The following is a 13,710-nucleotide window of genomic DNA, read 5'->3' as shown; positions in this document are numbered from 1 at the left end:
GGAGTGGCGTGCGGGGTACTGTCCTTGCCTATGCGCGCGCACTTTGAGGAACTCGACTGGCGGCCGACGACCATGGGCGATCTCAGCCTCAGGCGCCGCCGCGATCCCGCTACCGGCAGCGATGTGTACGAGGTCAAGCTGGGCGACGAGTTCCTGATGTCCAGCATGTTCACGGCCGGGGAGATCGCGCTCGCCCGGCTCGGCCTGGAAGCGGCGCCCGGCACCGAACTCGATGTCGTCGTGGGCGGACTCGGCCTCGGGTACACCGCGGGTGCGGTCCTCGATGACCCCCGGGTCCGCTCGCTGACCGTACTTGATGCGCTCGGCGAGGTCATCGACTGGCATCAGCGGGGTCTGGTGCCGCTGGGGCCCCGGCTCACCGATGACCCCCGCTGCCGACTGGCCCAGGGTGACTTCTTCGCCCGGGCCGCCGCTGGCGGCGGTGCTGACGGCGATGCCGACGCCGACGCCGCCCAGGGCCTCGACCCCGAGGCGCCCGGGCGGCGCTTCCACGCCGTTCTGGTCGACATCGACCACTCCCCGGAGCATGTGCTGCACCCGAGCCACGCGGCGCTGTACCGGCCCGACGGCCTGCGCGTACTCGCCGAGCAACACCTGCACCCCGGCGGCGTCTTCGCCCTGTGGTCCAACGACCCGCCCAGCGACGCCTTCAGTGCCGCACTCGCGACCGCCTTTCGCGAGTCGCGGGCGCATGTCGTGACCTTCGACAATCCGCTCCAGGAGAGTGTCGCGACCAACACCGTGTATGTCGCCCGGACTTAGGTCGCGGACGATGCGGTTTCCGCTTCCGCCTGGGTCTCGCGTAGTGACTCGATCGCGCGGGAGAGGCTGGCCGCGCCATGGCCCTCCTCGATCTGCCGCTCGAAGAGCGCGTGCAGCGGCGCGAGCAGTTCCGTGCCGAGGCCCTGGGCCTTGGTGGCGTTCAGGATGTTGCCCAGGCCTACGGTGTTGATGTCCAGGTTGGACGTCTCGGTGCTGTAGTCGCCCGAGTCGATCTCCTGAGCGAAGCCGGGCAGCGCGGCGGCCGCCCCGTTCAGCCACGGCACCAGCAGGCCGGTGAGCTCCGTGGCCGCGATCCCCGCCGAGTCGGCCAGGGCCAGCGCCTGGAAGAAGCCCGCGAACATCCCGTACATCCCGCTGAGCAGAGACACGTCGTACAGCGAGGACAGGCCGGGGTCAGCGCCGACGAAGGTGGCCGTGCCCAGGAGCTTCAGCTCCCTCTCGTACGTGGTGAAAGCGTCGGCCGAGCCGCTGTAGAGGACGAACGCCTCCGGCGTCCCGATCGTCTGCGGCACCGCGTACACCGCGCCGTCGAGGTAGTCGGCTCGGTGTGAGGACACCCAGGCGGCCAACTCGCGTGCCGGGGCCGGGGTTCCGGTGGTGACGTTGAGCAGGGTACGGCCCCGGAGGGTGTCGGCGGCGGGGATCAGCAGCTGTCGTACGGCCTCGTAGTCCAGTACGGCGATGATGACGAGCTCACCCGCCGCGATCGCGTCGGCGGCGCTGTCCGCCAGGGTCGCGCCCTTGGCGACCAGGCTGTCGGCCTTGCCGGGTGAGCGGTTCCATACGGTCGTGGGGTGGCCCTGTGCCAGGAAGGTCTCGGCCAGGACCTGGCCCAGGTTGCCCAGGCCGATGACCGCGACCGGCTGGGGGGCGGCGTTGGGGCTGGGGTTTGGGCTGGCGTTGGGGTTGGGGTTCGTGGTCACGGTCATGGTGTCCTCCATCGTGTTTCGGTCGGTGGTCACACCTTCGGCGCCGGGGCTGTCGGTTGGCTGCCGGTTGACTGTCGCTCGGCGGCCGGTCCGCTGTCAGAGGGCCCGGCTATCGTGATCCGCATGCGATTCGGGGTGCTCGGTCCGCTGGCGGTGTGGACGGAGGGTGGGGAGGAGACCGGCGTCGCCGGGGCGAAGGTCCGTGCCCTGCTGGCCCAGTTGCTGGTGCGTCCTGGATACCCGGTGTCCGTGGACCGGCTGGTGGACGCGCTGTGGGGCGAGGCGTTGCCGGAGCACCCCGGTAACGCCCTCCAGGGCAAGGTCTCCCAGCTGCGCCGGGAGCTGGAGCGGGCCGAGCTCGGGGGCCGAGGTCTCGTGGTGTCCGGGCCTGCGGGGTACGCGCTGCGGGTCGACGCCGACGCGGTCGACGCGGGGCGGTTCGGCGTGCTGCTGGCGCGGGCGCGGGCCGCCGATACGCCCCGTACGAAAGCGGAGTTGCTGGCCGAGGCGCTGGAGCTGTGGCGGGGTGAGGAGGCGTTCGCGGACTTCGCTGACGCGCCGTTCGCTCGCGCGGAGATCACCCGGCTGGCGGAGGAGCGGCTCACCGCGCTGGAAGAACTGGCTGAGGTGCGGGTGGAGTGGGGTTCGGGGCCCGGGCCTTCGGTTGGTGAGCTGGAGGGGCTGGTCGCCCGTCACCCGTTGCGCGAGCGGCTGCGCGGGGTGCATCTGCGCGCGCTGTACCGCGCGGGGCGGCAGACCGAGGCGCTGGACGGCTACGAGGACCTACGCCGTCGGCTCGCCGACGAACTGGGCCTGGAGCCGAGCGGCGAACTGGTGGCCCTGCAACGGGCGATCCTCCGACAGGACCCCGCGCTCGACGGACCACCACGGGCTGACGGTGGCGATCCCGGCGGGCATCGCGATCCCGTTGGCCAGCGCGGCCCCGTTGGCCAGCGCGGCCCCGGCAGTCAGCGCGGCCCCGGCGGCACGAACCTGCCCGCGCCCGTCGCGGGGCTCGTCGGCCATGCCCAGACCTTGCCCCGGCTACGTCAACTCCTCGCCACCACCCGCCTGGTGACCCTCACCGGGCCTGGCGGCGTGGGCAAGACCCGGCTGGCCGTCGAGGCGGCGAGACCGGTCGCGAGGCAGGGGGCGGAGGGGTCCCCGGACTACTCGGCCTTCCCCGACGGCGTTTGGCTCACCGAACTGGCCGCGCTCGTCCCGTCCGCCGATCCCGGCACTGCCGATCCCGGCACTGCCGATCCCGGCACTGCCGATCCCGGCACCGCCGCCACACACGCCGTCGCCGAGGCCGTAATGAAGGTCCTCGACATCAGCGAGTCGGGCGAGGCGGGCGCGCCCTGCGCCCCTGGTACGTCCGGCGCACCCGTGCCCCCGGCCGAGCGGCTCGCGGGCGCCCTGCGGGACCGGCGGCTGCTGCTCGTACTCGACAACTGTGAGCACCTGGTGCGACCGGTCGCCGAACTCGCCGCGAGGCTACTCAAGGACACACCGGGGCTGACGATCCTGGCGACCAGCCAGGAGCCGCTGGGGATCAGCGGCGAGCAGGTCTGGCCAGTCGAGCCGCTCGAACTCCCCGACGCGGTAGAGCTGTTCCTGGCGCGCGCCGCGCTCCCGCCCGGCCGCTCGCTCGACGCGGCGAGCGCGGAGGCCGTCACCGTTCTCTGCCGACAGCTCGACGGAATTCCGCTGGCCCTGGAACTCGCCGCGTCCCGGGCGCGGACCATCGGTCTGCACGGCCTGGTGGACCGCATCGACGACCGGTTCGCGCTGCTGTCCCAGGGGCCCCGGGACGCGCCCGCCCGGCAGCGGACGCTGCGCGCCGTGATCGACTGGAGCTGGGAGCTGCTCACCGCCCCCGAACGCGAGGTGCTGCGCAGGCTGTCCGTACCCGCCGACGGCTGCACGCTGGAGGCGGCTGAGGAGCTCTGCGCCGGGGGCGGGGTGCGGGCTGCCGAGGTGCCTGACCTGCTGGCGCGCCTGGTGGACCGGTCCCTGGTCGTCTTGGCTGACCGGCCGGACGGCCCCCGCTACCGACTGCTGCGGTCTGTGCGGGAGTACTGCGCCGAGCGGCTGCGGGCGGCGGCGGACGAGTCCGACCTCGTACGGGACCGCCACAGCCGCCACTACGCGGAACTGGCGCTGCGGGCTGGGCCGTTGCTGCGTGGGCCCGAGCAGCGGGACTGGCTGGAGCGGCTGGACCTGGAGCACGCCAATCTGCGCCAGGCGCTCGACTTCGCCGTACGTCAGGGCGCTGTACGACAGGGTGCCGTACGGCAGGGCGCTGTACGGCAGGGTGTTGTCGACCGCGCGCTGCGCATGGTGAACGCCCTGGCCTGGTACTGGGTGCTGCGGGGGCGGCTGGCCGAGGCGGAGCGCTCGTTCGCGGCGGTCCTCGCGGCAGCGACTCCCGTACGTCCCACGCCCGAACGAGCCCTCGCGCTGGCCTGGCAGACCGGCATCGCGTTCCTCGCGGGCCGGGCAACCGAGGGAGCGGGCGGGGAAGAGCACGGAGGAGGGGACGGGGGCGGAGGGGCGCCGGATCGGATACGGGCCGCCCTCGCCGCGTACGACGAGCTGGACGACCCAGGTGGGCAGGCCACGGCGCTGTGGATTCTCGGCTCCGCCCAGCTGGGCACCGGGGCGGTGGCCGACGGCGAGGCGCTGGTCGACCGGGCCCTGGCGGGATTCCGCGAGGTCGGTGACACCTGGGGCACGGCGGCGGCGCTGAGCGTACGGACCCGCCACGCGATGGCCCGCGGGGACCTCGACGCGGTCCGGCGCGACGGCGAGCGCAGCGCCCGGCTGTTCGGCGAACTGGGCGATCGGTGGGGTCGGTTGCAGACGGTCTTCCCGCTGGCCGCGCTGAGCGAGATCAGGGGTGACTACCCGGCGGCCGCCCGCTTGCAGCGCGACGGGCTGCGCATCGCCGAGAGCCTCGGGCTGTGGACGGAAGCCGCCAAACGGCTGACCGGGCTCGGGCGGCTCGCCCTGCTGACCGGCGATTTCGCGGGCGCCCGCGGGTACCACCAGCGGGCCCACAGGCTGGCGCGGGAGCAGCACTTCCGGTCCGGTGAGGTCGACGCCGAACTCGGCCTGGGACTCGGTGCGCGGCGGGAGGGCGACTACGACCAGGCATCGGCCCTGATGAGCGGGCTGCTCGACTGGTTCCGCAAGGTGGACTACGGGCCCGGCGTCACCCTCGTACTCGCCGAGCTGGGCTTCATCGCGGAGCTGCGCGGTGACCCGGCCGCCGCCCGCGCCCTGCACCGGGAAGGCCTGGCGGTCGCCCGCAGCCTCGGTGACCCGCGCGCTGTGGCGCTGTCCCTGGAGGGTCTGGCCGGGGCGGCGGCGGGCGCGGGGGACTTCGGGGACGCGGCCGAGCTGCTCGGCCGCGCGGCGGCGGCGCGGGGTGCGGTGGGGGCGCCGCTGCCGCGTGCCGAGCGCGGGGACGTCGACCGGATCGCGGGGGTGGTGCGCGGCGCGCTGGGGGACGCGGCGTTCACCAGTGCGTTCACGGCGTCGTTCGAGCGTGGCGCGGGTGGCGCGGGCTACCCGTCCTGACCGGGGCTTTCGGCTTCGGTGGTCAGGACGGGTAGGCCGCGTCGTCCCTCGCACCCGGGCCGAAGCGGCGGCGGTACGCCGACGGGCTCAGGCCCGTCTCATGGCGCAGCCGGGCGCGTAGGTTCGCCGCCGTGCCGAGGCCGCTGCGCGCCGCGACCACGTCCAGGCGCTCCTCGCCCCGCTCGATCAGGCGGCAGGCGAGCGCCACACGCTCCCCGGTCAGCCAGGCCAGCGGCGTCGTACCGAGCTGCGCGCGGAAGCGGCGGTGCAGCGTCGCTGGGCTGACGGCGGCGCGGGCCGCGATGGCGGGCACCGTGAGGGGTTCGCCCAGGCGTTCCTGGGCCCAGGCGAGTACGGGCGCCAGCGACGCGTCCGGCACGTCGGGAACCGGCCGCTCCACGAACTGACGCTGCCCGCCGTCCCGGTGGGCGGCGAAAACCAGCCGACGGCTCACCGCGTTGGCGGCCTCCGCGCCGTGGTCGCGGCGCACCAGGTGCAGCCCGAGGTCGAGCGCGGCCGAACTGCCCGCGGCCGTGAGGATGTCGCCGTCGTCGACGAACAGCACATCCGGCTCCAGCCGTACGGCGGGGAAGCGCGCCCGGAACGAGTCCGCCCACTGCCAGTGCGCGGTGGCCCGCCGCCCGTCCAGGACCCCGGACTCGGCGAGCGTGAAGGCGCCGCTGCAGAAGCCCACCAGACGGGCGCCGCGCGCGTGCGCCCGGCGTATCGCGTCCAGGACGGCCGGTCGGCGCGGCACCTCGGTGTCGGGGCGGTTGGGCACGATCAGCGTGTCCGCGGCGTCGGCGGCCGCGAGGTCGGCGACCCCGGTGAGCGTGAAGAAGCCGTCCCGCATCAGAGTGCGGGGCTCCGGTGAGCAGAGCGCGAAGTCGTAGAGTTCACGGCCCAGTTCGGGCCTGCGCAGTCCGAACACCTCGGTGGCGCAGCCGAGCTCGAACGGATTGGAGTTCTCGTCGACGATCACGACGACCCGGTGAGAGGATTCTTGCGCCATATGCGCTTTCTAGCACTCGTGCGCGAGACCGCACCACGCCGACGATGAGTGCATGACCAACAAACGCCCCGCCGCCCCCGTCGTTCCCATCGCCTTGAATCAAGCCCTGGCCTCCTTCGACGCGCTCTGGAGCCCGCGCGTCGTCCAGCGCGTCAACGACTACGACGTACGCATCGCCAAGGTCGAGGGCGAGCACGTCTGGCATGTTCACGAGCACACGGACGAGTTCTTCCTCGTACTCGACGGGGAGCTGCGGATCGCGCTGCGCGAGCCCAACGGGGGGCCTGCGGGGGAGCCCGCGGGGGAGCGCTCGGTCACGCTGCCCACCGGGTCGGTCTTCACCGTCCCGCGCGGGATCGAGCACAAGCCGTACGCGCCGGACGGGGCCGCGATCCTGATGTTCGAGCCCACCGGGACCCTGACGGTCGGCGATCGCCATGACGAGGTCCCGGCGCATGTGGACGCGACGACGGGCCACGCGCTGTAAGCGCTTCGGTCAGTGGGGCTCGCGGCTCCATACCTCCAGGTCGCCGCCGCCCGCGTCGCCTGGCGTGACGAGCCCCTCCTTGGTCCAGCCCCACGAGGCGTACGCCGCCTTGGCCGCCTCGTTCGCCGGGTCGATCAGCGTCGTGACCAGCTCGGCCTCTACGCGGATGAGCAGCTCCGCCTGGAGGCGGCTGGCGACCCGGGCGCGCCGGTGGTCGGCGCGGACCATCAGCTCCGCGATGGTGAACACCCGGCCCAGCGCCGACAGTTCCTCGACGCGCTGCGGTACTCCACCCTGCAGGCCCAGGGCCCAGACTCCCTCCCGGCCGGGTGGGTACCCGTAGACGCAGCCGAGCAAGGGCGTCCCGCCTGCCACCAGCATGTCGAATCCGGGGCGCTGTACATCCTCGGCGAACCGGTCCTCGAACGTCTGACGGTCGTCCGCGGTGTCGCCGTAGGCCGTCATGTACAGATCGGCGATGGCCTCCCTCTGCTGATCGGCCTGCCAACGGGTCAGTCGCCGCAAGAACACGTCTGCCATGTCCACATCGTGACAGCGCCCGGCGATCGGGGGAACACGGGACCGCCTGTCATTCGAGTCGAGTCCGAGGGCTTGTTGCAGGCCATGGCCGATGGGATGTTGATGCCCACCCCACGATGGGGATGCACATGTCATTGAGTACATGTCACCGGGGATGCCTATGTCAGAGTCCAGGCTCACAGAAGAAGAGGAAGCGGCCGAAGGGCAGGGCGGCGCGGGGGCGGTGGTGCCGCGCCAGTGGATCGGGCTCGGCGCCGGAGTCGTCCTCGCGCTCCTCGTCCGTCTCGTCCTGTCCGACTCGCTGTCCGCCGACGGCAAGAACGTGGCGGCGGTCGCCACCCTGATGGCGGTCTGGTGGATGACGGAGGCGGTGCCGCTCCCGGTCACCGCGCTCGTACCGCTCGTCCTGATGCCGGTGCTCGGGATCGCCCCGATCGCGGAGGTCGCCGCCCCGTACGCGAATCCGATCATCTTCCTCTTCATGGGTGGCTTCGTCATCGCGCTGGCCATGCAACGGTGGGACCTGCACACGCGGTTCGCCCTGAGCACGGTGCTGCTCGTCGGCACCAGTCCGGTGCGCATGATCGGCGGCTTCATGCTGGCCACCGCGCTGCTCAGCATGTGGATCTCCAACACCGCCACGGCCGTGATGATGCTGCCCATCGGGCTCGCGGTCCTGGGTCTGGTGGCACAGCTGAGGGGCGGTCGGCAGGACGCGAACTTCGCCACCGCGCTGCTGCTCGGCATCGCCTACGCGGCGTCCATCGGCTCGCTCGGGACCATCATCGGCACCCCGCCGAACGCGTTCCTCCAGGGCTACCTCAAGGCCGAGCACGGCATCGACATCACCTTCTTCGAGTGGATGCTCTTCGGGGTGCCGCTGGCGGCGGTCTTCCTGGTGATCGCCTGGCTGGTGCTGACCCGGGTCGTCTTCCGCCCCGGCATCACCGAGATCGAAGGCGGCCGCGAGCTGATCGAGCGGCGCAGGCGGGAGCTCGGGCCGATGGGGCGCGGGCAGTGGACGGTGCTGGCCGTCTTCACGACCACGGCGTGCCTGTGGGTGCTGGTCGGCGTGCTGAGTCCGTACGTGACCTGGGTGGACGAGCACGCGTCCGACGCGGGGGTCGCCATGCTGGCGGCGGTGACGCTCTTCACCCTGCCCGTCACCTCCGGCGGCTCTGTCACCTCCGTCACCTCCGGCGGCTCTGTCACCTCTGGCGGCGCCAGGCGCGTACTGGAGTGGGAGGACACCCGGGATCTGCCGTGGGGCATCCTGCTGCTCTTCGGCGGTGGGCTGGCCCTGTCGTCGCAGTTCGGCGCGAGCGGGCTCGGCGCGTGGATCGGTGACCAGGTCGGCGGGCTCGACGCGCTGCCGGTGCTGCTCCTGGTGATCGTGATCGTGGCGGTCATCCTGCTGCTCACCGAGCTGACCAGCAACACCGCCACCACCGCCACCTTCGTCCCCGTCATGGCGGCGGTCGCGGTCGGGCTCGACCAGGACGTGCTGCTGTTCGCGCTGCCAGTGGCGCTGGCGGCGACCTGTGCGTTCATGCTGCCCGTCGCGACACCGCCGAACGCCGTCGTGTTCAGCTCGCGCAGGGTCACTGTCGGGCAGATGATCCGGGGCGGCATCTGGTTGAACGTCGTCGGAATCGTGCTGGTCACGGCCGCCGTCTACTCCCTGGGGGCGCTGGTGCTCGGCATCGACCTCTGAGCGGGGTGCGCACGCGACGTGGTCGGGGGGCCCGCCCGGATGGCGTATAGTTGTGTTCAGCGGCGCGGGGTGGAGCAGCTCGGTAGCTCGCTGGGCTCATAACCCAGAGGTCGCAGGTTCAAATCCTGTCCCCGCTACTGAAGACATCAGGCCCGACACATTCACTGTGTCGGGCCTGATGCATTTCCGGACGCTTCCGGACGCCTCTCCCGATGCCCTGCACTCCGTTCACCCGTTTGGCCCGCACCTGGTAGCCCCCCGCCCCCTCTACGGGAACGCTGAGGACACAGCGGCGGCGGTCCGCAGTCGGTGCGGGGCGGACGTGGCGGGAGACGAACGGGTGGGCCACCAAGGACGACGACAGGCACGGACCCGGGAACGTATCCAGGCACGGGCCCGGGGACGTGTCCGGGCCCGGACGCGGGTACGGACGCGCACCCGGACGCGCGCCCGTACCCGGGGACGGGCACATGTGCCCGGCGGGCAGCGCGGCGAACGTGGCATCGACTTCGTCCGCGCGCTGCCGGTGCTGCTGATCATCGTCGGCCTCGCCGTCGCCCTGCTGACCCCGCCTAGGTTCACCGCCGCCCCCTTCTTCTCGGCGGCCCCGCTGATCGCCGCGCCCTTCTTCTCGTTCGGCGGCACCCTCCTGATCGGCCTCGCCTCGTGTGCGTCGGTCATCGGCCCGCAGATGTACAACGACACGATGGGCTACCCCCAGGAGCTCACCGAGCTGGTCACGGTCACCACCGTGGCCACCCTGGCGATCGTGATCAACCTCGTCGTACGCAGCAGAGGCGAGCAGCTCGCCTCGGTCCGCCATATCGCCGAGGCGGCCCAGCGCGCCGTCCTGCCCGAACCCCCGCCCCGTATCCGTGGCCTCGCCATCGCGGCCCGGTACGAGGCGGCGCAGGCCGACGCGTTCATCGGCGGCGACCTGTACGCCGTGCAGGACACCCCGCACGGCGTCCGGCTCGTCGTCGGTGACGTACGGGGCAAGGGGCTCGGTGCCGTGGAGGCGGTCGCGGTGGTGATCGGGGCCTTCCGGGAGGCGGCCGAGGGTGAGGCGACCCTGGCGGCGGTGGCGCAGCGCCTGGAGCGCGCCCTGACCCGGGAGGGCACCCGGCGCGAGGGGCTCGACGAGTTCGAGGGGTTCACCACCGCCGTACTCGCGGAGATCCCGCACGACCAGGAGCTCGTACGGCTGATCAACCGGGGGCACCCGGAGCCGGTCCTGCTGGGCGCGGACGGAGCGCTGCGGGCACTGACGCCCGACGAGCCCGCGCTGCCGCTCGGGATGGGCGATCTGGCGGCGTGGCCGGACCAGGCGACGGAGGAGGAGTTCCCCGCCGGATCCACGCTGCTCCTGTACACGGACGGGCTCTCCGAGGCGCGGGACGCGGACGGTGTTTTCTACGACCCGGCGACCCGGCTGGGCGGTCGGATCTTCCCCGGCCCGGACGCGCTGCTCGCCGTGGTGGCCGACGAGGTGCACGACCACACCGGGGGTGTCACGACCGACGATATGGCGCTGCTCGCGGTAGCCCGGACGACCGTGTCGGCGAAGATGTCACCGAAGGTGACTGAAAGTGACCCCTCCGCATAACAACTGAGACCCCGTCAAGAAGTTTGATGCCGCCTTGATGGGGGTAACTCGCCCGATTTGGACCCCCCGTGCCCCATTAAGTCCAGGCCAAGGCTCTGAACGATCAGTGGGAACGGCTTGGAATCCGGGGCCCAGGTCTATTAACGTTCGATAACGCAGCGCGGTCGTCCCAGCCGTCACAAGAGACGGCTCCGTGCTCATGCGCCTAATCCCGCAAGGGAGCCGGGGAACCACCTACTTGGGGTGAATCGGGCACAACGGGCCTCTGTGGAGGCGCTGAAGTGCCCGTAGGAAACCTTCCTGTTCCGAACCCGTCAGCTAACCCGGTAGGCGAGAAGGAAGGAAAGGAGTGCGCCCCAGTGGCGTCCAACAGGCTTGCCCCTGAACACTCGTACCTGCCGGACGACGGCTACGAGACGACCGGTTCCCTCACTCTTGAGGAGCCTCCGGGGGCGTGGAACCCCACTGAGGAATCCATTCGCCCCGTACGGGGCAAGCACCGCGTCAGCAAGCAGCGCGGCGGATTCGGCCGCAGCTCCACGGTGCTCGGCGTCGGCGTCATCGCGGCGGTCGGCGCGGGCGGCATGGCCACCGCACAGGACAAGTCGCAGGCTCCGATATCGATGCCGGACATGTCGAGCGTCACCGACAAGCTGCCGAACGTCGGCACGCTGCTGTCCGACGACGACGAGTCCGGCTCCGACGCCGACCTCAGCGCCATGTCGACCGTCACCCAGGCCACCGCCGCGCCCACCGCCCCCGCGGGGACCGCCGAGCAGGGCTCGTCCGTGAACGCGGGTGAGGCACTGCGCGCGCGCATCATGCAGCAGGCCGAGATCAAGCAGGACGAAGCGGCCGACGCCGCGCAGGCCGCGGCGGCGGACGCCGCCGCCAAGAAGGCCGCCGCGGACGCCGCCAAGTCGCTGACCGACGCCGAGGCCGAGGCCGAGCGCAAGGCCGAGGAGAAGCGCAAGGCGGAGGCCGAGGCCAAGCGGAAGGCCGAAGAGGAGGCCAAGCGCAAGGCCGAGGAAGAGCGCCTCCGCAAGCTGGCCGCCAGCTACGCGGTCCCCACCTCCTCGTACACGATCACCTCCACCTACGGGCAGGCCGGCCCCATGTGGTCCTCCGGGTACCACACCGGACTGGACTTCGCCGCTCCGACGGGTACGCCGACCAAGGCCGTGCACACCGGCACCATCAAGTTCGCGGGCTGGCACGGCAACGCGTACGGCTACCGCGTCGTCCTGGAACTCGCGGACGGCACCGAGATCTCGTACAGCCACCTGTCGTCGGTCAGCGTCACGGTGGGCCAGAAGGTCACCACGGGCGAGGTCGTCGGCCGGGTCGGCTCCACCGGCAACTCCTCGGGGCCGCATCTGCACCTTGAGGTCCAGTCGTCCGGCGGCGCCATGGTCGACCCGCGGGCGTGGCTGAGCGGCAAGGGCATCACGGTCTGAGAGACCGAACCTGACGGGATCTGACGGACGGACTCCGGCAGCCCTGGCGCCATCCCCCCGACGCCAGGGCTGCCGGTTCGACGTGTGCCCGGACGCGGCGTCAGTGGCGGTACGGGTGGTACGCGGGGCTCTGTCCCGCGGGGCCGTGCGCGTGCCCGTACTCCTGCCCGTACCCGTACTCCTGGCCGTACGGGTGCCCGTATCCATACCCGTACCCGTACCCGTACCGGGGAGCCGGGATCGCCGGTGCCGTCACCTGCGCCGCGTGGGTGAGCGCGGGCCGTGCGGCGTCCCGGCGCAGCCACAGGGCGTCGAGCAACTCCCGTTCGCGTACGACGAAGTCGGCACCCGCTCGGCCGCGGCGCCCGCGCTGGCGGAGCAGCGCGAGCGAGGTCGCGTGGACCTGGTACTCGGCGACCGCGCGCGCCGCGTCCCGGCCCAGCGTGCGAGTGGCGTATACGCGGGCCATCCGTCGGGCCCGTAGCGAGGAGAGCGCCCAGGGCTCCAGCGGGGCGAGCCATCCGGCCGCCACGTAGGCGGGCAACTCCTCGCGCACGGTGCGCAGTGCGCGCTGCCTGGTCCAGATCGCCAGCCAGGTGACCAGCCCGAAGACGGGGACCATGAAGCCCGCGTAGACGGCGAAGAACCAGATGCCGCCGAAGACCGCGGAACCGTTCCACAGCGCGTGCATGCCCATCGAGAGGAGCAGCCCGGCGAGCGGGAGCAGCACCCGGCGCGCTCGCTGGCGGTCCGCCGAGAGCGCGGCGATACCGAAGCCGATGCCGGTCAGCACCGTGAACAACGGGTGCGCGAACGGTGACATGACGATCCGTACGAAGAACGTCGCGGCGGTCATCGTCAGCAGGCCCGTGCCGTCGAGGCCGCCCCCGAAGCCGCTGTCGAAGGTGCCGTCGGTGTCCATGCCGTAGGCCCTGCCGAGGTAGAGGATGTTCTCGGTGAAGGCGAAGCCGGTGGCGGTGACCCCCGCGATCACCACGCCGTCGACGATCCCGGTGAAGTCCCGTCTGCGGAACAGAAAGATGAGCAAGATCGCGACAGACTTGCCCGCTTCCTCGACGACCGGCGCGACGACGGTCGCCCCGAGGGCGTCGGCGCCCGCCTCGTCGGCGGTGCTGGTGGCTATCCAGTTCGTCGCCAGGGAGTTGGTGACGATCGCGATGAGCGTCGCCGCGCAGGCGCCCCAGGCGAAGCAGAACACCACGTTCCGCCAGGGCCCTGGCGTCACCCGGTCCAGCCAGCGGAACGCGGCTATCAGCAGCGGTACGGGCACGACGGCGAGGCCGAGCCCGACCAGAAAGCCCTCGGTGCCGGTTTCTTCCCTGACCAGCGCCAGGATGACGAGCCCGGCCACGGCGAGCACGGCGATCAGCCCGCCCGCGTGGACGGCCCTGCGCCGCCACCACTTCTCGGGGGGCGGCTGTGGAGGGCGCGGCCCGGGTCCCTCGGTGCGAGGGGGCTCGGACGGCGAGTACGGAGAGCTGATGGCCACGGCGTTGACCCTAACGAGGGACGGCGGTGGCACGCGATGGTGCCTCGGCCTTCGACCTGCTCCTCG

General features: G+C 72.0%; 10 protein-coding genes, 1 tRNA gene and 1 riboswitch. Of the genes, 7 read left to right on the top strand and 4 right to left on the bottom strand.

Annotation, left to right across the window (positions count from 1 at the left end):
* Nucleotides 1-30 precede the first annotated feature (30 nt).
* Nucleotides 31-783: a spermidine synthase family protein gene (locus GCN81_RS27605; protein ID WP_156727304.1), complete on the top strand. Its 753-nt coding sequence runs from the start codon at nucleotides 31-33 to the stop codon at nucleotides 781-783.
* Here GCN81_RS27605 and GCN81_RS27600 read toward each other — a convergent pair.
* The gene (locus tag GCN81_RS27600; protein WP_156727303.1) at nucleotides 780-1,733 is read right to left on the bottom strand and encodes an NAD(P)-dependent oxidoreductase; all 954 of its coding nucleotides are present in this window, start codon (nucleotides 1,731-1,733) and stop codon (nucleotides 780-782) included. The two genes, GCN81_RS27605 and GCN81_RS27600, sit on opposite strands and share 4 nt — an antisense overlap.
* Before the next feature lie 123 nt (nucleotides 1,734-1,856).
* Here GCN81_RS27600 and GCN81_RS27595 point away from each other — a divergent pair, with 123 nt between their 5' ends.
* Nucleotides 1,857-5,318 (top strand): AfsR/SARP family transcriptional regulator, encoded by a 3,462-nt coding sequence (locus GCN81_RS27595; protein WP_156727302.1) that lies wholly within the window; start codon nucleotides 1,857-1,859, stop codon nucleotides 5,316-5,318.
* Between the two features lie 22 nt (nucleotides 5,319-5,340).
* Here the strand turns inward: GCN81_RS27595 and GCN81_RS27590 are convergent, their stop codons facing one another.
* On the bottom strand, nucleotides 5,341-6,330 hold the full coding sequence (locus tag GCN81_RS27590) for a helix-turn-helix domain-containing protein (protein WP_156727301.1): 990 nt from the start codon (nucleotides 6,328-6,330) through the stop codon (nucleotides 5,341-5,343).
* 52 nt (nucleotides 6,331-6,382) lie between these two features.
* On the opposite strand from GCN81_RS27590, the gene GCN81_RS27585 reads away from it, so the two are divergent.
* A complete protein-coding gene (locus GCN81_RS27585; protein WP_156727300.1) occupies nucleotides 6,383-6,817 on the top strand; it encodes a cupin domain-containing protein in 435 nt (144 codons plus the stop codon).
* Nucleotides 6,818-6,826: 9 nt separating this feature from the next.
* On the opposite strand, the gene GCN81_RS27580 is transcribed toward GCN81_RS27585, so the two are convergent.
* On the bottom strand, nucleotides 6,827-7,357 hold the full coding sequence (locus GCN81_RS27580; RefSeq protein ID WP_156727299.1) for a hypothetical protein: 531 nt from the start codon (nucleotides 7,355-7,357) through the stop codon (nucleotides 6,827-6,829).
* Nucleotides 7,358-7,517: 160 nt separating this feature from the next.
* Between GCN81_RS27580 and GCN81_RS27575 the strand changes: the two genes are divergently transcribed.
* From GCN81_RS27575 to GCN81_RS27560, 4 genes are all read left to right on the top strand, one after another.
* Nucleotides 7,518-9,071 carry an SLC13 family permease gene (locus GCN81_RS27575; protein ID WP_156727298.1) on the top strand — a complete coding sequence of 518 codons (1,554 nt, stop codon included), beginning with the start codon at nucleotides 7,518-7,520 and terminating at the stop codon, nucleotides 9,069-9,071.
* 63 nt (nucleotides 9,072-9,134) lie between these two features.
* Nucleotides 9,135-9,208 (top strand) — tRNA-Met (locus GCN81_RS27570).
* Between the two features lie 335 nt (nucleotides 9,209-9,543).
* Nucleotides 9,544-10,677 carry a PP2C family protein-serine/threonine phosphatase gene (locus GCN81_RS27565; RefSeq protein WP_156727297.1) on the top strand — a complete coding sequence of 378 codons (1,134 nt, stop codon included), beginning with the start codon at nucleotides 9,544-9,546 and terminating at the stop codon, nucleotides 10,675-10,677.
* A gap of 192 nt (nucleotides 10,678-10,869) precedes the next feature.
* A riboswitch (cyclic di-AMP (ydaO/yuaA leader) is annotated at nucleotides 10,870-11,025 on the top strand.
* Nucleotides 11,026-11,036: 11 nt separating this feature from the next.
* Complete coding sequence (locus GCN81_RS27560) at nucleotides 11,037-12,134, top strand: M23 family metallopeptidase (protein ID WP_156727296.1); 1,098 nt, start codon at nucleotides 11,037-11,039, stop codon at nucleotides 12,132-12,134.
* Nucleotides 12,135-12,234: 100 nt separating this feature from the next.
* Here GCN81_RS27560 and GCN81_RS27555 read toward each other — a convergent pair whose 3' ends face one another.
* A complete protein-coding gene (locus tag GCN81_RS27555) occupies nucleotides 12,235-13,644 on the bottom strand; it encodes a PrsW family intramembrane metalloprotease (RefSeq protein ID WP_407698026.1) in 1,410 nt (469 codons plus the stop codon).
* Nucleotides 13,645-13,710: the final 66 nt, after the last annotated feature.

The organism is Streptomyces apocyni, from assembly GCF_009739465.1.
GTDB classification, from domain to species: Bacteria; Actinomycetota; Actinomycetes; order Streptomycetales; family Streptomycetaceae; genus Streptomyces; species Streptomyces apocyni.
The sequence above is the reverse complement of the archived record's forward strand: the minus strand, read 5'-3'. Positions and strand labels throughout refer to the sequence as shown.

What these genes read in the sequence shown, in the direction of transcription:
- GCN81_RS27585 (WP_156727300.1), top strand. Translation starts at nt 6,383, where the DNA reads ATGACCAACAAACGCCCCGCCGCCCCCGTCGTTCCCATCGCCTTGAAT.
- GCN81_RS27595 (WP_156727302.1), top strand. Translation starts at nt 1,857, where the DNA reads ATGCGATTCGGGGTGCTCGGTCCGCTGGCGGTGTGGACGGAGGGTGGG.
- GCN81_RS27575 (WP_156727298.1), top strand. Translation starts at nt 7,518, where the DNA reads ATGTCAGAGTCCAGGCTCACAGAAGAAGAGGAAGCGGCCGAAGGGCAG.
- GCN81_RS27605 (WP_156727304.1), top strand. Translation starts at nt 31, where the DNA reads ATGCGCGCGCACTTTGAGGAACTCGACTGGCGGCCGACGACCATGGGC.
- GCN81_RS27600 (WP_156727303.1), bottom strand. Translation starts at nt 1,733, where the DNA reads ATGACCGTGACCACGAACCCCAACCCCAACGCCAGCCCAAACCCCAGC.
- GCN81_RS27590 (WP_156727301.1), bottom strand. Translation starts at nt 6,330, where the DNA reads ATGGCGCAAGAATCCTCTCACCGGGTCGTCGTGATCGTCGACGAGAAC.
- GCN81_RS27580 (WP_156727299.1), bottom strand. Translation starts at nt 7,357, where the DNA reads ATGGCAGACGTGTTCTTGCGGCGACTGACCCGTTGGCAGGCCGATCAG.